This is a genomic window from Mucilaginibacter gracilis (genome assembly GCF_003633615.1).
Lineage (GTDB): Bacteria > Bacteroidota > Bacteroidia > Sphingobacteriales > Sphingobacteriaceae > Mucilaginibacter > Mucilaginibacter gracilis.
The window spans coordinates 2,348,443-2,364,800 of record NZ_RBKU01000001.1 but is presented as its reverse complement, the minus strand read 5'-3'; the positions used below and the strand labels follow the sequence as shown (position 1 = coordinate 2,364,800).

The window sequence follows — 16,358 nt, the reverse complement described above, 5'->3', positions numbered from 1 at the left end:
ATAACACTTCTATATTTGCAGTCCCAAAACGAACGAGATTATTTAAATTCAAGTTCGCCAAAGCAAACGGGAGCTTAGCTCAGCTGGTTCAGAGCATCTGCCTTACAAGCAGAGGGTCACTGGTTCGAACCCAGTAGCTCCCACCCTAGTGGACAACCGCATTAAATCGCTGGTTGTCCATTTTTTTTGCACATCTAATTCCTTGTTTATCAGCCTGATATTGTGGTTTATATCATTAATTCGGGTGGTTCGAACACCATTATCGCAAAACACCATATTTTCGGTATAACACGCACCAATTATCATACGTATTTGAGCCGATTTTCCGCCTTTCCATATATCCCAGGCCCTTTTCTGGTTCGAAATAAGCACACTCAGGTCGCTTTCGATATTTTTCCGGGAACTAATCACGTGCGGGATCTGAGCTTCGAGTCTGATTATCAGCTGTTCAGCCTCTCTTTTTGTTGCTAAATAATCATCTTCCTCAAACTTCCCAGCTACGAGTAAGTCCCGGGCTTGCGTGATCCTGGAGTTCGCTTCACGTATTTGGTCCACTAACTCCTTTCGTGCATCGTCTTCCCCTTTATGCTTCAACTTGTAAGCTTTCAGGATACAATCCAAGTAAAATTTGGTGTACCTTTCTTTAGGTAAAACCTCCACGAACTCCTTTTCAAAAACCGTATTCACATCACCCACCTTAAACCTGACAGGACATCCTTTAAAACAGTGGTAGTAATGGTAATAGCCATTGCGCCCTTTGGAGGAACTGCCGGACAGCATTTTGCCACATTCAGGACAGATGAGAAAACCTCGTAAAGGGATATGGTCACCAACGGCGATTTTTCTCGAATCTACTCTTGGTTTTTGCTTTCTGCCGTCCAGGATATCCTGAACCCGATAAAAAATAGCTTCTGAGATCAACGGTTCATGCAGACCGTCAGCCAGGTATTCTTCTTCGTCTTTATGTTTGGGCACCTTTATTTTGCCACAATAAACTGGGTTTCGGATCAAAGTATATAAATTATTTCTGCCACATTTAAGCCCTTTGTTAGTAACCGCTTCGCGGTAAACCTGTTCAGTCGTAAACATACCCTGGGCTATTTGGGTAAAGACCCATTTCATTGCAGATGCGGCGGGTTCTACCGGGCCAATGTATTTTCGTCCGTTTTCATAGGATAGATTGGCATAACCCAATGGCGCTGCCGATACCCATCGGCCTTCTTTTCTCGCTTTTCTTTGACCGTTGAACACATTGAGCGATCTCCGGTCATTTTCAACCTCCGGTGCTGCAAGATAAAAAGCCAGCATCAGTTTATTTTCCGGTACCGTCAGGTCCAAAGGTTGCTCTATCGCCTGGGGTTCTACGCCGAAGCGGCGTAATACATTGATCATATTGTAAGCATCACCGGCATTACGGCTAAACCTGTCCCATTTGGTAAACAGGATCAGATCAGATTTGGTCTTACTTTTTCGGATATTGACGAGCACTTTAGTCCAGACAGGACGCTTGAAAGTTTTAGCGGAATGATCCTCAAAATACACGTGTCGTACCGTGATATATTTGATTTCACAGAATTTCCTTAATACTTCTTCCTGGCTACGCTGGGAGTAACCTTTTTCAGCTTGTTCATCCGTGCTCACCCGGATATACAGATCGGCAACAGTCATCATAATAGTGTTTTTACAATAACTAATTTACCGAAAAATTCATGAAGGGGCAATTCGAATCAATATTTCTAGTTGATTAATAAATATTTAAATATTTTTTAATTAAAACAATATTTAAATATTTGTAAAACAACCCAAGCTTATCATGTCTGAATTTAAAACACCAAATGACTTAGCTGCTTTTGTTTTCTCGGAGCTCAACCGTTCGAAGATTCAGGATGCAAAACCCTCAGAAGAAATCCTACGGGAGATATTCAATACACTATATTACACCAGTCTTCAAACTGAAGAAGGGCAATTTATAAAAGTTACGGTGACGCTGCTCGATCATAATTCGACCGCGAAAGGTAAAGTGCTAGCCTACGATGATTGGGCTTTTTATCCTTTTAAACCGGCGATAGAATTTACGGTAAAAAATCTGGTAAAGCTATCTAAAGCTGCCGATCCCTGGAGTTCAAGCTTGGCGGTTTATTATAATGATCAAGGTGAACTTTTCATCAATGGCATGATCGATCAAACGATACATTACCAAAGTTTTCTAAACTATGAACGAGAAGAAAAACCTGCTCATCCTGGAATATTTCAGACCATGATCAATGGTATAGGCATCTTAAATGTCATGTTGGATTATCAACCGATTGCGTCTCTGAATCAAAATTCGTTAGTTAAACATTACCCAAATGTCTTTGGAATCGGCCCGATATCCGAATATCTCAAAAGGAATATACAATATAACCACAGTTTTTTTGAAGAGTTGATCGAAGAAAAGCTGAGCGAGAGTGATGTTGATATTTGTAACCGGCTAGTGTTGGACTACACCATCCAGTCAATCAGCAGAATTCTATTGAAGATTAAGAATTACCATCACGGCGGAGCGGTATTAATTACTAAAGATTTCAAAAAGGACTTAAATGTCAAGTATCAATTAGGATACGACAGGATCGAGCAGGCTATCATGCACATTTTAAAGGCCATAACGGATGAAGAATTTCTTGATGATGAAGTACGAAATTTACGACGGGCCGGAAGTGATATGCCGATCAAACTTCATCGCGATTATTTGGCTACGGAAGACGAAATTGATGAAAGTTATAATGAGCTTATTGGAGCGATCAGATTTACATCTTCCTTAAGCTGCGTAGATGGTCTGGTATTAATGTCGCCAAATTTGAAAGTGAAAGGTTTTGGAACAGTGATAACAGAAAAGGAACAGCCTCCTTATATACGTGTTAATAAAAACGCAACACCGGGTACAAGAATAACGAAAATAAGCCCTTCTCATTTTGGAACAAGACATCAATCAATGTTCGCTTATTGTTATAAACATCCAGATAGCCTTGGTTTTGTGGTCTCTCAGGATGGGGAGATCAGGGCCATTAAATGTGTAGAAGGCGAGGTCATGATGTGGGAAAATATCAAGGTCTATCAATTTATCAAAAGTAATAAGATGCCTAAACTACCATTACCACCCAAGCCACCAAGGAAGTAATATTTACTTCAGCTTCTTAGCCGCCAGATCACTGATCTTCCAAAGCTGATAGTTAAGATTGTACATCAAGCGGAAAGCTTTACAAGCATGTTCAAGTAATGCTGGCCAGTCCTTACTCATCGGCCATTTGATGATCAAAGAACCAAGATCAAGTGATGTGTAGTGCGGATAATCACCACTCATTTGGTCTACCTGGAACAACATAAAACTTCGGATCATTTGAAACACGGTACTGGTCTTGTTTTCAACGTAAGGTTTTTCTTTTGCGTTTAACCGACCGCCTCCTGTAAATTCAAACTCGCCTAAAGATTTCAGTTCGAGCAGTGCGGTCCAAAAATCATCAGTCATAAACCGGATATTTTCTGAATACAGAACCGGAGCTTCCAGATAAAAGTGATTCCATTCGACACCCCAATGGAAAGCGATGTCCATTTTTTTTGACCGCAATAGAAGATATTGACCAAAGGGAAACATGGAACATTTGGAATTATCCCACTCGTCTTTGAATTTACCATAGGTAAAGAAGTTTTTTGCAATTCCAATCAACAGCTCATTGGTTTGGTAAAATATTCGCACACGGTCATCTTCATCTACCGTCCCTGGTTCGTATAAAAGTTGTAGGTGTTCACCTAACTGATGTTCCCATGTTTCAAAATCTGGTTGGTTCTTATTGATCAGCGTGATTAAATCGGTCATAGTTGATGGTGATTAGCGGCAAATTTAGTAATCCGCTTTACTGACCTAAGTGAGGACGCAGAAAAACATTCCAATTTTCTAATCAATTCGTTATCTTGTCTATCAAAATCCATGTAATGTCGAAATTTGACCTTTATCAAAACTCGGACAAACGCTGCAACAGTTATGCCGGGGCCTACCGCATCAATAATCTCACGTTCGTGTTTTTTATTATTCCGCTTTTTTTTTCATTTAAAGCAACTGCTCAAAAGGCCGAACCAATTAAGTCTGATCGGGGAGAAGTTGTAACGATACATTCCGGCATTCTAAACGAAGATCGAAGGATACTGATCTACACACCGAAAGACACTGCCAATCCCGAGAAAAAATATCCGGTGATCTATGTTCTGGAGACCGACAATCATTTCGCCCAGATGGTAGAATATGCTAAATACCTCAGCCGGCAAGATGTATCTGTCATTCCGCCACTGATTGTTGTAGGGATAACAAATACGGACCGTAGCCGTGACCTTACTCCATCTCACAGCATTGTTGATTATTCTGGGAAACCGGATACCACTGCTCATGCTCCGTATAAGAATAGCGGAGGAAATGAGCATTTTTTGCAATTTATTCAGAAAGAACTCATGCCCTATGTCAATTCAAATTACAAAACTCAACCTTACCGCATTTTTGCAGGGCACTCATTCGGAGCGCTGACTACCATCAACTGCCTCATTAATTATCCGGATATGTTTGATGCATACATTGCCGTGAGCCCATCCTTTTGGTGGGATCAGAAATTCTTGCTGAAGCTCGCGGACAAAAAATTGAAAGCAGGATCAACTTTGTCGAAAACGCTTTTTTTTGCCGATGGCAATGAAGATTCTTCTTCACCCGGATCACCGTTTCATACCGCTGTGTTAAAGTTTGATTCCTTGCTCAAAAAGCGAAACATCAAAGGATTAGATTTCGAATATATGCCCTATCCAAGTGAGAGCCATATGACTGTTCCTATTAAGGCATACTATGACGGACTTCGATTTATCTATCACCAATGGCAACTTCCTCCGGTAAGTGATGAAAAGATCAATCCTGAGATCATTATAGACCATTATAAAGGATTATCGCAAAGGTTTGGGTATCCTATTTTGCCCGACGAAGCATATATCAACAACTTGGCGCAATGGTTAGTGAAAAATCCGGAAACCCTAAATAATGGCATTAAGCTACTGGAAATGAATACAATTAATTACCCGTCTTCTTCGAGAGCCTTTGCCGCTTTGGGCGCAGCTTATGCTTTGAAAGGAGAAAAGCAAAAAGCCATCGCTTCGTACAAAAAAGCCAGCGAGTTGAATCCCACGTCAAATCAAATTAAATCACTCATACAGGAGTTGCAGCAATAATAGCTTTCAAAAGAAATTTGAATGACATGATACCAGCAGAATTTATCGCAAGCGTACAATCAAAAACGGACCTGGTCGAACTCGTTTCTGAGTTTAGCGAGTTGACTTTAGTGGGTAAACAGTTCGTAGGCCCTTGTCCCCTACATGGCGGAACGGGTGATACTTTCACCGTTTCTATAGAAAAGCAGATTTACAAATGCTTTAAATGTGGCCAAGGTGGTAATGCGATCCGTTTTATGGTCGCGTATAAAAAGTTGAGTTTTCCTGACGCGGTGATCTTTCTGGCAAAACGTTTGAAAATGGACATCCCTGATTTTGAGGGGCAATGATGCTTTTATTGGCACCGGGGTTTAGCGGTGACTTACCCATTAAAAATAACAGGTGTGACCAATTATTAAAAATAGCCAGGTCTTAGCTTTTTGGCTATATTCAACTATGGAAAATAACAAAACCCATACCGTTGACGAACTCCGTTTACTTTACAGCATATCGCCCGCCAAGCTCAGAAAACACCTCAAGCTTAATGAAAAAATCTATACGGATGATGACGGAATAAGCCAATTGGAGGGCATGTTAAGAAACTGCAAGGTTATTTATGAACTCAAAACACATGATATTCCCGGCAGAAAAGTCTATGAAATAACCATCGGCGAAAAACAGGCTATATAGCGCTGGCAACATAAACTTTCTCCAAGACCCAGAAGGTCCGGTCGTAAAAAACGGCGCGCCCTGTGTAAGTCAACTTCCCCGGAAAAAGCATCCCGGTCAATTTTCGTTTATGTTCCGTGTCTGCTAATTTGAACGCCCTTGACAGCTCAGGTAATGTATTCTTGGGCTGGGAGAAGATGTCGTCCAGCTGCAAGTCCAGATCAGGCAGTTCATCCAGCGTGCTTTGCATACTTCCCAATTGGGCCTCGCCCTCAATTTTGATCTGCTGGTAATCAACTGGCTCCAGATCACCCGAAAGCATCAGATCCCTCGCTTGATGGATTCGCTCCTGCAATGATTTGATTTTTTGAACAAGCGTTTCGCGCTGGCTGGCGCTGATCCCTTGTTTGACGGCCAATCGTTCCTTAACGACCGCGCGAAATACAGAGCCGAATTTGGCCTGTGCCTTGAACTGATTTAAAAGCGCTATAAACGCGCTATGCACCTCTTCGGCTTTATATCTGCATGGACAGGAGCGAAAGCCGTGATAGTAGTAATAATAGGCGTTCCTGCCTTTACTTGCGCTACCTGATAGTACCCGGTCGCAGGAACAACGGATAAATCCACGTAGCGGCAGTTGACCGGGAACGAAAAACTGGCGTTTCTTTTTACGTCTTCCGCTGAGGATCAACTGAACATCTTTAAATAGCGTCTCCGAAATTAAACCTTCGTGTTGCCCCTCTGCCCAATAAGCAGGCTCGTCCTTCAAGGCCGGTACGATGATCTTGCCACAATAGATCGGGTTACGGATGAGCTTGTAGAAATTGTTCCGCCCGGTCTTTAAACCCTTCTTGACCGCTATTTTCCAGACCTGTTCGGTATGGAATTCCTGTTTCCGGATCTCTTCGAAGACCCAGCGGATAATGTCGGCAGCCGGGTATTTAGCAGCGATATATTTACGGCCATCGGCGGCGCTGAGATTGGCGTACCCGATCGGCGCCGATGACACCCAGCGCCCTTCTTTCCGGGCACGGCGCATACCCTGGAGTACGTTCAGCGCCCTGCGGTCATTCTCGACCTCGGGTGCCGCCAGGTAAAAGGCCAGCATCATTTTATTTTCCGGGATAGCCAAATCCAGCGGCTGATCGATCGCCTGAGGTTCCACACCAAAGCTACGCAACAGACTGATCATCTGGTAGGCGTCCCCGGCATTACGGCTAAAACGGTCCCATTTGGTGAACAGGACAAGTTGCCCATCCTGCCAGCGCTTTTTTTTTAGCCGTAACAAATAGCTTTTCCAGGCCGGGCGGTTAAAGGTTTTCGCGGAATGGTCCTCCCGGATCACCTCACGAACTTCAATGGCATGTTGCTCACAATACCGGCGCAGCATTTCTTCCTGGTTGCGCTGGGAATAGCCCTTATCGGCCTGTTCGTCGGTGGATACCCGGATATAAAGGTCTGCTGCACTCATCGCGTCAAGAAATCATCAATTAAAATGTCGGACAGTAGCGAAAAAAACGACAACAGCTGTTTAGCTTCCTGCGGTGTCAGGTGGATATCCTGCTTTTTCAGCAGCGATAAGATCTTTTCAGGGCTTAATTTGCTTTCCTGGTTCGTCATTACTGGGTTATTAGGCCACAATAATGCGAAAGTGTACAAACGAACAGCCGGGACTTTTCAGGGGACTTCCCGGAAATCGTATAGCCCTATTTAAAAACCACGAAGAGTGCAAAAGTAGCTAAGCCGAATAGGATAAGCGCTTTAAAATGCTATAATTGGCAGCCTTAAAAAATCAGGGCAGTCCCCACCAAAGTCCCCAATCCCAAAACCCCACCCTCCCCACCTTTGGCCTATTCAAAAACGAATAGCCATGAGCAGAACACATGAAAGACCCCACACCCCCTGGAATCCCAGGCTGAGCAATAAGCCCCACATCCAACGCGTCCGGGAGCATCCCCGGCACAGCATCAAAAGGCGCCTGCGCCTCTCCGTGTCACTCCATGAAATAGAAGCATTAGACACGATCATTCCCTAGCCAGAAGGAGACAAAAAACAAACAAAATCAAAAGCGGAAGCGTGCGAAGCAAACGGTGGCTTTTTCCCAGGAAACAGTAAACGACAGTTTACGGCAAGATGTATTTTCGTATACACGAAAAAAATCTTGCCCTCATTCTTCGGGGGAAACCGCTGCGGAACTTGCGGTTTCTGGACACCATAAAACATGTACTGATGAGCCGTAAAAAAGCCGAAGACCAAGACGAAATATTGAGCCATCCCATTATCATGCGGGTGACCGAAAAACAGTTTAACAAACTGGAACAGATCCTAGCCAACAGCAACTGCCAGTCTATAGGGGAAGTGGCCCGGATGATCCTGCAAAAGCAACGCATCCTTTACTTCCATAAGGATATCAGTTTGAACGGGCCAATGGAAGAATTAAGCTGCATCCGTAAAGAACTTAAAGCCATCGGCATCAATATCAATCAACTCACCCGCAGTTTCCATACGTCCAAACAGGAAGGACAGCAAAATTTTTTTATCCTGAAGGTAGCCGAACGCTATGAAAAGGTGGAAGAAAAAGTGGACAGGTTACTCATCATCATCTCCCAATTATCCGCGAAATGGTTGCAAAAATAATCACCGGCAAAAATATCAGGGGCTTGTTATTGTATAACGAGAACAAGGTGGAGGCCCACAAAGCCGAACTCATCATGGCCAGCCGCTTTGGCGGCGACATCGAACAACTGGGTTTCAAGAACAAACTCGCACGTTTCGAGCACCTGACCATGCTCAATAGCCGGGTGAAGACCAACGCGCTGCACATCATGCTGAACTTCAATACCTCCGAAAAGATCGGCACGCCTAAGCTCCAGCAGATCGCGGCCGCCTATATGGAAAAAATTGGTTTCGGCGACCAACCTTACCTGGTATACCGGCACAACGATGCGGCCCACGATCACCTGCATATCGTTAGCACCAATATGCAAATGGATGGCAAACGTATTGACCTGCACAACATCGGCAGGCTCTTATCGGAACCGGCCCGTAAAGAACTGGAAGTAGCATATGGCCTGGTCAAAGCGGAAGGCAAGGGCTTAAAGGAAGCCTTGGGCATCAAACCCATTGATATCGAGAAAGCGGTCTATGGTAAAACGCCGACCAAAAGGGCGATCAGCAATGTGGTCGGCGAAGTAACCGCCACTTATAAATTTACTTCTGTAGCCGAGTTGAACGCCGTTCTGAAACAGTTCAATGTGGTTGCAGACCGCGGCCGGGAAGATACCCTGATGTTTGAAAAGAAGGGCTTGATCTATTCCATCCTAGATCAGCAGGGCCATAAGATCGGTATCCCTTTTAAGGCCAGCAGCCTGAACGGTAAGCCAACATTAAAAAACCTGGAAACAAAGTTTGAGCGGAACAGAGAGCGACGTAAGCCTTTCAAGGAGGATCTGAAAAAGCGCATTGACACGGTATTCGGTAAATACACTTTCAACTGGCAAAGGGGACCTTTTTGAGTGGGCCAAAAGGGGTCATTTTGGTGTGTTTTATCCACCATATCCGCTAACATCGTGGATGGCGCATGAAATGATTTATGGAGCCGCCTGGAAGGATTTAATTGTTTATCCAAGCTTTGTAAATGATTCGTATAGTAGCAATGTCGCCATTCATCCAAATATAGTGCATGACCATTTACAATTTATAAAAGTTATAAAATTCAGAGTTGATGAATTGACTTCTCTCGGTATTAAATATTCAATTGGTAGAGTTGGTGAAATGCACCAGGGAAATATGTATTGGCGGCCAGCAAAAGGAGAAGAATTAGACTTCTCACTCTTACCGATGTAAAATAGAAGAACAATTTCATTTAGCTTACCCAACGTTTTTTACCATGCTATCAGTGTAAAAGAATCGTTCCGCTCAAATGAACTTAAATCGATCAATTCATTCCGAAGAAATGAAGCGTTGTTATTAATGATCACAAACAGAAACCAGGCATTAGAAAGCCTGGTTTCTGTTTTTTGGGAACGGTCTAATAAGCCCTAGGCATATTCTTCCATAATCCGTTTGGAGAGTTCATCTCTTTTGCGCTGATCTAATGAATCACACAATTGCACGTAGCGGGTAATGACATTTTTATTTTCAATGCATATTTTAATCAGGCGACCGGTCGATAAAGATGTAATCCCCTCCGTTTCAATATTAGTAATGGTGTTTTTACTAAAGCCCAGTATAATACTAAAAGTAGAAGCCGCGATCTTGTATTTTTCCCGAAAAAATATGATCTCGTCCGGTGAAGCTGCACCTTTGGCAATATGATAGGCGTTTTTCAGCGCCTTCAGATTTCTTTCCATTTGGCTTTTTGTATAATGCTTCTCTTTGACATTTTTATTGATCATCCCGGTCTCTTCATCAACAGCAAAATCCAGATAGTAGACCTCCTTGTATTCTAAGCGAATACCTTTATGTGGTTTAATGACCGTCGCACTCAACTCTTCAGTCGGAATGTTGTCTCTTGTCAATACTTTCTTTGTTTCCATGATCTTAATTTTTAAAAGGCTGTGTCATCGGATGATTAGGCACATGATTTGAAAACAGTAATATCTGTAAACCATGAACTTCCAAACCGTATTTTAAATAGATCTCTACCGCATCTTTCCCAATGACCGTACAAAATGCGCATACATCAAAATCCGCACTACCAGAGGGATCGATTCCCCGATAGTAGTTATCTGTAGACAAACCCAGGATAGCGTTCTCAATGTCATCGATCTCAATATCGAAATCCAATGACAGGTCTGTCAGCTCATCATTTGCCTTTTTCGTAAATGTAATTTCTATGCCGTCTGCGATTCGTTTTCGGGTTTCATCTAAAAAGTCCTGGATCAGGCTTACATTATTAACGGTGTAGGGTAATTGTCTCATTGGTTGCATTAGGAAAAATTGATAGATCAAAGTTACTATTATTTAGCATAATTCCCAATGATTGGGAATTGTTTTTTATTTTCTGTTTTTGATATGACAGATTTGGCTGATAGAGAGCGATGCCATAAACCAATATTCGTGTTTTGGAGGAACATTTATGATCCTATTGCTGCTTTTAGTCATTACTAAATTTCAAATGATGCCAACCCAAAGGACCAGCCGGAAAAGGTTTAATTACCTATTTTTAAAAACATATGCTAATTCCCCACTTGGTAGATATCGGGTATATTATTTTGATTTAAGATTATCTCACCCTAAATTTCAAAATAAACTCAACTACTGTAAAACGGAACCCCGACGAAACCAAAAAACAGTTGCTCCACGCGGTCGAAAGAATGCTTTTATTGGAGGGATACCGCGGACGGAGGTACTGCCATTTGAACATTTAGAAGGAATTCTTAGTGTTTCAGGGAGGTTTACAAAGGGAGGAAAGATCAATAACGATCACTACCCCTCTTGATCCATATCAAAAGAAGCTCTTAATACGGTATTGTTTAATGGCTATCTTTGTAAGTAATAGATTATAAATACCTGAATATGAGTGGTACGACACATGAGTTATATGATAAGAGACTAAAAAAACCTGTAGTTTATCGAGTTGTTGATTTAAACGAGGATATTACTATGCAGGAAATAGTAACGCTTAAAGTGGGAAAATGCGAGTTGAGATTTGATACACCAAATTTCACTTCAATTTTTTTTAACAAGTCAGAAAAAGAATTGTTAAAAGCTAAAGAAATTTATAAAACACTTATAAATCCAAAGCTGTCAAAAAGGGAACGCTTTGTTCTCTCAAAAGAAGACACGGTAATTCTATTTGACTATTTGGAACATGTTCAGTCTGCAATAACGATTGCTTTTACGGCAGTAGAGTGCCTGGCGAATGATCTGTTGCCAGATAACTTTGTATATGAGGAAAAACGTAAAGGCGAGGAAACGAGGCAATATGATCGTAAGGAAATAGAACGTTGGATTTCAACCATAGATAAGTTATAAGTAGTTGATAATTCATCTTCCTGACCTGTGCGCAATTTTTGCAGTACTTCTTTATTTGGCACCATCGCCATTTGTATCAGTCTTTTTAATTCCGGGTCGGTGATGCGTACCCTTGCCCACCGGTTATAAATGGCCTCCATTTCAATGGATAGCATATTGGTGATACCTAAAAGCTTATGAGCTTGTTTCAATTTATCAGTCGCGCTGGCGGTATGCCGTATTTTTAGGATACCCGAATTGTTTTTTAAGGCGGCATTAAGTGTGTTATTGCAACATATCCTTATCGGCGTAAACGCAATATTGATACTGCCCGAACCGTCATGCGAAGATGTGAGCATTAAATACTGTTCTATTAAATCATTACGCCCCACACGGATATATTCGGGTAGTTTGGCGGTGATAAAGATAACTTCTGCATTACCCAAAGCCCCGGCGGTTTCCACTTTACCCGCAGTGATCACCAAAACCAACTCATCGATATCTGAACTACACTCGGTTAAGACCTGGGCCTTGACCGAAGCGACATAGCTATTCTGATCGACCGATAAGGACCCGTTGTTACTGATCTTGGCAAAAGCTTCGCTGATGTATTCCTGCATGGCCAGGATCTCATCGACGCGCTTATCATTCCTAACCACCGGGTTCACTTGCTTCAGTGAACTGATGTAGGCATCATGCAAATGAAACTCCCCATTCATGATATCCTTTACCGTATTCAGGCCGGAATTCACGACCTGGTACCCTTTCTCCAAATACCCGATATAGACTTGTAGGGCCGCGATCTGCTGTAACAGGTATTTCTTTTGCGTAGCCTTTTGGTTCCACCACTCCTGGAAAGTCTGGGCCTGAACCTTGGGAGAACCAAGGATCAAGAGGCAGGAAATAAGACAAGCTAAAGCTCTAAGCTTCAAGCTTTCAGCACATCGCTTTTTTTCAATTGATCCCATAGAGCTGCTTGATCTGTTTAACTTCCAGTTGTGATTTGGATCGCTGGACACTCAGGGTAATGTTCTGGTTATTGAACTCCCGGAGATCGCTGTAATTGGCATCCATACGGGTGGCCGCCGCGTTGATCAGTTCCAGCCTCTTGGCATCGCTCATCTGCGTTTTAAAGGAATTGACCACGATAAACACCTGGTCCAGGTTTTTGACGCTCTCTTCCAAAATTCCTTTATAGACGCTCTCCATGTGCGTCAGTTCCTCCGGCGTGAAATGCTTGTCCTTGCCGAACAGGCCGATCGCCCAGTTGTAATCTTTGACAATCGCGGTTTGCGTTTCTGCCAGGTCTTTAATGCGCTGGTAGGTCGCGATCATGGATTTGACCTTCACCAGCTCATCATAATAGGTGGCATAGAGCTTCCGCTGCTTCTCTGTCCAGTCCGAGATCTCGTCCAGCTTCAGCTTGGAGAGCTGGTTCTCCACCACCTTTTGGGCGTTCTGCAACCAGATCGTCTTGTTCTGCAAACGCTGGACCTTCAGGTCGATCGCCTTGATCACTTTCTTAATGGCCGCCTTGATCACCTCGGCGATGATGACCTGCGCATTCGCCCCGGAGGGCAAGGCGACCAGGATCGTCATGGCACTAAGCGGCAGGGCCACCATATAGGTTCTTAATTTTTTATGCATAAAATTGTTTTTTAAGGTTTATAATACCGTTTGGCCCGACCGGATATCAGCGGCCAGGGCGGCGATGCCGGGATGGATGCCGCCGAATTTCCCGGCATATTCCATCACTTTCAGCTTCTCCTTTTCCTCCGTAGTATAGGTCAGGTACTCCTCCAGACAAAGCTCGTTGCGGTAAACATGCATACTTTGCCCGCCCTGATCCACAAAGACCTCCCGGTAATTCCGGCCCGGCTCATTGGCTTTATTGAGTGATAGCAGCATCGTCTTGGCCTTATCCGACAAGCCCAATACCTGCTGGATCTGGTCGAACTTGTTCATGAACTTGCGCATATCCAGGAGCAGCTTGGTATCGGAAAGGTTGATCACGGTCTCCTTAATGATCGGCGAACTGATCAGATCCTCCACCTCCTGGGTAATGAGCGCGGCGATCCCATTGAACTTCCGGATGGTCTTATACAAAAACTTGATGAAATGCGCCATACCCGACTTCGCGATCGCCACCCAGGCCTCATCGATCGCCAGGATCTTGCGCTTGCCTTTGAGCTTCCGCATCTTGGAAATAAACATTTCCATAATAATGATGGTCACCACCGGGAACAGGATCTCATGCGACTTGATATTATCCAGCTCGAAAACGATAAAGCGTTCGTTCAGCAGGTCCAGGTTCTCCCGCGCGTTCAGCAGGTAATCGAACTCACCTCCCTTGTAATAAGGGTTCAGGACATAGACAAAATTCCCTAAGTCGAAATCTTTCTCCCTGACATCGCCATGCTGTAAGACTTCCATGTATTCGCTCATCAGGTAATCATAAAAGGAGTTGAAACCCGGAAAAACTTCGGGATTTACCGACAAGTATTCATAATAACCGTTGATGGCACCGGAGATCGCCACGTATTCCGAACGGGTATAATTATCGCTGTCCTTCTTCCAAAGCGCCAATAATAAGGTCTTCAGGCTTTCCTTCTTCTCCACGTCCAAAACATCATCGGCGCCGATGTAAAAAGGATTGAAACGGATCGGGTTATCCTCGGTATAGGTAAAATAATAACCGCCCACCGCATCACATAAGCCTTTATAGCTGCCCCCGATATCGACCGTCACGCAATGCGTCCCCTCATCGTACAGGCTGCGCAGCAGGTGGTTCATCGCCAGGCTCTTACCGGCTCCGCTACTACCGCAGACAAATAAATTGCGGTTGGTGATCAGCCCGCTCTTCATCGGCGCATTGAACAGGTCAAGGTGTACCGGCCTCCCGTAAGCCCGGTCACCCAAACGCAGTCCCGAAGCGTCCGAACGGCTCATGCCTTCCAGGTTAAAGAAGCAGCTCGCCTGTTCGGCGAACGTATCGAAGGTATCGTTCATCGGAAAATCCGCCTCATTACCCGGCATACCCGCGTACCAGACCTGCGGCGCGCCATCCGTTTCCTGCTTGCAGACCGCATCCAGCTGCGCCATCGCCGAACCGACAAGGTTCTTCAGTTCCGTTCTTTCCCCGCTGTTATCCGACCAGGCCAGGACATTGAAATGCGCCTTGACCGGCAAGCGCTGCTGCGCGATCGCCTCATTCAGGAAATCGTTACAGGCATCCCGCGAGATCGCGTTCTCCCGGGAGTAAGCCGAAAGCGACTGCAAACGCAGCTTCTTCGCCTCCAAAGCCTTGATCGTCCGCTGCGCATCGCCGATGAACACGAACTGGTTATAGATGTGGTTACAGTCCAATAGGTGCCCCAAAGGCGAAGCGAAGCCGATGCTATACTTCGTCCGGTCGGTCGAATATTGATCATAATCGATCCTGCTCCCGCAAAGGGCGGGCAGGTCTTCCGCATCGGCCAGCGTATACAGTTCCAGCTGCTGGTCACCGACCCTGATCTCCTCCCTGATATGGATATCCCGGATCACCGGCTGCTGTCCCGGCCTCAGCAAGAACAAATACCGCTCAATGATCCCAGGTTTGTTCGCCGTACCTGCCAGCTCATCATCCGACAAACGTTTCAAAGCGAACAAGCCACTATCCGACAGGATCCGCTCGAACTGCCCGCAAGTGGCGATAAAGTTTTGGAACAAACGCTCATCCTTCGGTTCCACCGGCGCGATAGACTTGCGCAGGATATTGGCATAAGCCGAACTGGACAGCTTCCGCCCCGCAGGCTGCCAGGTCAGAAAGATATAGCAGCGGTGCTCCAAATAAGGCCGACCCGCGAAATGCCGTTCCGAAGCCGCAGCCAGCAAACTCTCTTTAGCCCGCCCCGCATCCGCCTTGACCACCGCCCTGGTAAACCAATCCATTTTATGAAAGACCGTACCCGGCAGGAATACCCGCATCGCTTTGACAAAAGCCTGGTGACCGGCCTCGAAATCGGCTCCCGATTGTGTACCGAACTCCGGCAACACCACCTCGTAAGCGATCGTTTGATCACCCTGCATCGAGATCATCGTCCCTTGCTCCACCTTCCAGATGGGCAGTATTTTTTCGATAGGGATCATGGGGCCTGCCTTTCTGAATTGCCCTGAATTCCTTTCAAACCCGTAAATGTCCGCCTCGAACGAAATTTAACGTAATCAGGCAAACCCCGCTTCGCGAAAAACTTACTCAAGCCATGTACCCCGAAACGTTTCGATAGCCTAAACACCGTAAAGACCAGCCCGCTGCCCAAAGCGAACACCAGGGGCAGCGTTACAAGCAAACCCGCGCCTAACAGGTACAAGGCCACGAACAGCAGCAGCAAGACCACCAGTCCCCCCGCCAGCCAGGCAATGTACTGTCCATACAAACCCCGAAATTCTATCGGCTTGTTAATGCCTTTGTTAATCTCATATACCGAACTCATAAAGCCCTCCCGTAATTTCCCTGCGCACAATACAGGCGC

At 44.7% G+C, this 16,358-nt stretch carries 17 protein-coding genes and 1 tRNA gene; 8 read left to right on the top strand and 10 right to left on the bottom strand.

What is annotated here, in order from left to right:
• Positions 1–68 precede the first annotated feature (68 nt).
• Positions 69–143, top strand: a tRNA-Val gene (locus BDD43_RS10090).
• Here BDD43_RS10090 and BDD43_RS10085 read toward each other — a convergent pair.
• Complete coding sequence (locus tag BDD43_RS10085) at positions 103–1,668, bottom strand: recombinase family protein (protein ID WP_121201949.1); 1,566 nt, start codon at positions 1,666–1,668, stop codon at positions 103–105. The genes BDD43_RS10090 and BDD43_RS10085 overlap by 41 nt on opposite strands.
• Positions 1,669–1,813: 145 nt before the next feature.
• Between BDD43_RS10085 and BDD43_RS10080 the strand changes: the two genes are divergently transcribed.
• Positions 1,814–3,157, top strand: a complete 1,344-nt coding sequence (locus BDD43_RS10080) for a putative sensor domain DACNV-containing protein (RefSeq protein WP_121197556.1) — start codon at positions 1,814–1,816, stop codon at positions 3,155–3,157.
• A gap of 3 nt (positions 3,158–3,160) precedes the next feature.
• Here BDD43_RS10080 and BDD43_RS10075 read toward each other — a convergent pair whose 3' ends face one another.
• Positions 3,161–3,853, bottom strand: a complete 693-nt coding sequence (locus BDD43_RS10075; protein WP_121197555.1) for a hypothetical protein — start codon at positions 3,851–3,853, stop codon at positions 3,161–3,163.
• A 116-nt stretch (positions 3,854–3,969) separates the two neighbouring features.
• Between BDD43_RS10075 and BDD43_RS10070 the strand changes: the two genes are divergently transcribed.
• The 3 genes from BDD43_RS10070 to BDD43_RS10060 all read left to right on the top strand — a co-directional run bounded on the left by BDD43_RS10070 (position 3,970) and on the right by BDD43_RS10060 (position 5,907).
• On the top strand, positions 3,970–5,238 hold the full coding sequence (locus tag BDD43_RS10070; RefSeq protein WP_121197554.1) for an alpha/beta hydrolase: 1,269 nt from the start codon (positions 3,970–3,972) through the stop codon (positions 5,236–5,238).
• A gap of 26 nt (positions 5,239–5,264) precedes the next feature.
• Entirely contained in the window at positions 5,265–5,567 is a 303-nt protein-coding gene (locus BDD43_RS10065) for a CHC2 zinc finger domain-containing protein (RefSeq protein WP_121197553.1), read from the top strand.
• 106 nt (positions 5,568–5,673) lie between these two features.
• Positions 5,674–5,907, top strand: a complete 234-nt coding sequence (locus BDD43_RS10060; RefSeq protein ID WP_121197552.1) for a hypothetical protein — start codon at positions 5,674–5,676, stop codon at positions 5,905–5,907.
• On the opposite strand, the gene BDD43_RS10055 is transcribed toward BDD43_RS10060, so the two are convergent.
• On the bottom strand, positions 5,900–7,357 hold the full coding sequence (locus BDD43_RS10055) for a recombinase family protein (protein ID WP_121197551.1): 1,458 nt from the start codon (positions 7,355–7,357) through the stop codon (positions 5,900–5,902). The two genes, BDD43_RS10060 and BDD43_RS10055, sit on opposite strands and share 8 nt — an antisense overlap.
• Positions 7,354–7,506: a hypothetical protein gene (locus BDD43_RS29970; protein ID WP_162847022.1), complete on the bottom strand. Its 153-nt coding sequence runs from the start codon at positions 7,504–7,506 to the stop codon at positions 7,354–7,356. The genes BDD43_RS10055 and BDD43_RS29970 overlap by 4 nt, the downstream gene beginning before the upstream one ends.
• Positions 7,507–8,115: 609 nt before the next feature.
• Between BDD43_RS29970 and mobC the strand changes: the two genes are divergently transcribed.
• Genes mobC through BDD43_RS10040 form a run of 3 tightly spaced genes read left to right on the top strand, consistent with a single transcriptional unit; the run spans position 8,116 to position 9,732 of the window.
• Positions 8,116–8,523 carry a plasmid mobilization relaxosome protein MobC gene (gene mobC, locus BDD43_RS10050; RefSeq protein ID WP_121201948.1) on the top strand — a complete coding sequence of 136 codons (408 nt, stop codon included), beginning with the start codon at positions 8,116–8,118 and terminating at the stop codon, positions 8,521–8,523.
• On the top strand, positions 8,508–9,401 hold the full coding sequence (locus BDD43_RS10045; protein ID WP_121197550.1) for a relaxase/mobilization nuclease domain-containing protein: 894 nt from the start codon (positions 8,508–8,510) through the stop codon (positions 9,399–9,401). Before mobC ends, BDD43_RS10045 begins: the two co-directional genes overlap by 16 nt.
• Positions 9,402–9,459: 58 nt before the next feature.
• Positions 9,460–9,732: a hypothetical protein gene (locus tag BDD43_RS10040; RefSeq protein WP_121197549.1), complete on the top strand. Its 273-nt coding sequence runs from the start codon at positions 9,460–9,462 to the stop codon at positions 9,730–9,732.
• Positions 9,733–9,926: 194 nt separating this feature from the next.
• Here the strand turns inward: BDD43_RS10040 and BDD43_RS10035 are convergent, their stop codons facing one another.
• From BDD43_RS10035 to BDD43_RS10005, 6 genes are all read right to left on the bottom strand, one after another.
• Positions 9,927–10,424 (bottom strand): transcriptional regulator, encoded by a 498-nt coding sequence (locus tag BDD43_RS10035; RefSeq protein ID WP_121197548.1) that lies wholly within the window; start codon positions 10,422–10,424, stop codon positions 9,927–9,929.
• A gap of 4 nt (positions 10,425–10,428) precedes the next feature.
• Positions 10,429–10,818 carry a hypothetical protein gene (locus BDD43_RS10030; protein ID WP_121197547.1) on the bottom strand — a complete coding sequence of 130 codons (390 nt, stop codon included), beginning with the start codon at positions 10,816–10,818 and terminating at the stop codon, positions 10,429–10,431.
• 887 nt (positions 10,819–11,705) lie between these two features.
• Positions 11,706–12,737: a DUF932 domain-containing protein gene (locus BDD43_RS10020; protein WP_246001525.1), complete on the bottom strand. Its 1,032-nt coding sequence runs from the start codon at positions 12,735–12,737 to the stop codon at positions 11,706–11,708.
• A 61-nt stretch (positions 12,738–12,798) separates the two neighbouring features.
• On the bottom strand, positions 12,799–13,491 hold the full coding sequence (locus tag BDD43_RS10015) for a conjugal transfer protein TraI (RefSeq protein WP_121197545.1): 693 nt from the start codon (positions 13,489–13,491) through the stop codon (positions 12,799–12,801).
• Between the two features lie 18 nt (positions 13,492–13,509).
• Positions 13,510–15,975: a TraG family conjugative transposon ATPase gene (locus BDD43_RS10010; protein WP_121197544.1), complete on the bottom strand. Its 2,466-nt coding sequence runs from the start codon at positions 15,973–15,975 to the stop codon at positions 13,510–13,512.
• Entirely contained in the window at positions 15,972–16,319 is a 348-nt protein-coding gene (locus BDD43_RS10005) for a DUF4133 domain-containing protein (protein ID WP_121197543.1), read from the bottom strand. The genes BDD43_RS10010 and BDD43_RS10005 overlap by 4 nt, the downstream gene beginning before the upstream one ends.
• Positions 16,320–16,358: the final 39 nt, after the last annotated feature.

Excerpts from the sequence above, each read along its gene's own strand:
- BDD43_RS10010 (WP_121197544.1), bottom strand. The coding sequence starts at position 15,975 with ATGATCCCTATCGAAAAAATACTGCCCATCTGGAAGGTGGAGCAAGGG.
- BDD43_RS10075 (WP_121197555.1), bottom strand. The coding sequence starts at position 3,853 with ATGACCGATTTAATCACGCTGATCAATAAGAACCAACCAGATTTTGAA.
- BDD43_RS10085 (WP_121201949.1), bottom strand. The coding sequence starts at position 1,668 with ATGACTGTTGCCGATCTGTATATCCGGGTGAGCACGGATGAACAAGCT.
- BDD43_RS10015 (WP_121197545.1), bottom strand. The coding sequence starts at position 13,491 with ATGCATAAAAAATTAAGAACCTATATGGTGGCCCTGCCGCTTAGTGCC.
- BDD43_RS10080 (WP_121197556.1), top strand. The coding sequence starts at position 1,814 with ATGTCTGAATTTAAAACACCAAATGACTTAGCTGCTTTTGTTTTCTCG.
- BDD43_RS10045 (WP_121197550.1), top strand. The coding sequence starts at position 8,508 with ATGGTTGCAAAAATAATCACCGGCAAAAATATCAGGGGCTTGTTATTG.
- BDD43_RS10065 (WP_121197553.1), top strand. The coding sequence starts at position 5,265 with ATGATACCAGCAGAATTTATCGCAAGCGTACAATCAAAAACGGACCTG.
- BDD43_RS10055 (WP_121197551.1), bottom strand. The coding sequence starts at position 7,357 with ATGAGTGCAGCAGACCTTTATATCCGGGTATCCACCGACGAACAGGCC.
- BDD43_RS10040 (WP_121197549.1), top strand. The coding sequence starts at position 9,460 with ATGGCGCATGAAATGATTTATGGAGCCGCCTGGAAGGATTTAATTGTT.
- BDD43_RS10035 (WP_121197548.1), bottom strand. The coding sequence starts at position 10,424 with ATGGAAACAAAGAAAGTATTGACAAGAGACAACATTCCGACTGAAGAG.
- BDD43_RS29970 (WP_162847022.1), bottom strand. The coding sequence starts at position 7,506 with ATGACGAACCAGGAAAGCAAATTAAGCCCTGAAAAGATCTTATCGCTG.
- BDD43_RS10070 (WP_121197554.1), top strand. The coding sequence starts at position 3,970 with ATGTCGAAATTTGACCTTTATCAAAACTCGGACAAACGCTGCAACAGT.
- BDD43_RS10005 (WP_121197543.1), bottom strand. The coding sequence starts at position 16,319 with ATGAGTTCGGTATATGAGATTAACAAAGGCATTAACAAGCCGATAGAA.
- BDD43_RS10060 (WP_121197552.1), top strand. The coding sequence starts at position 5,674 with ATGGAAAATAACAAAACCCATACCGTTGACGAACTCCGTTTACTTTAC.
- mobC (WP_121201948.1), top strand. The coding sequence starts at position 8,116 with ATGAGCCGTAAAAAAGCCGAAGACCAAGACGAAATATTGAGCCATCCC.
- BDD43_RS10030 (WP_121197547.1), bottom strand. The coding sequence starts at position 10,818 with ATGCAACCAATGAGACAATTACCCTACACCGTTAATAATGTAAGCCTG.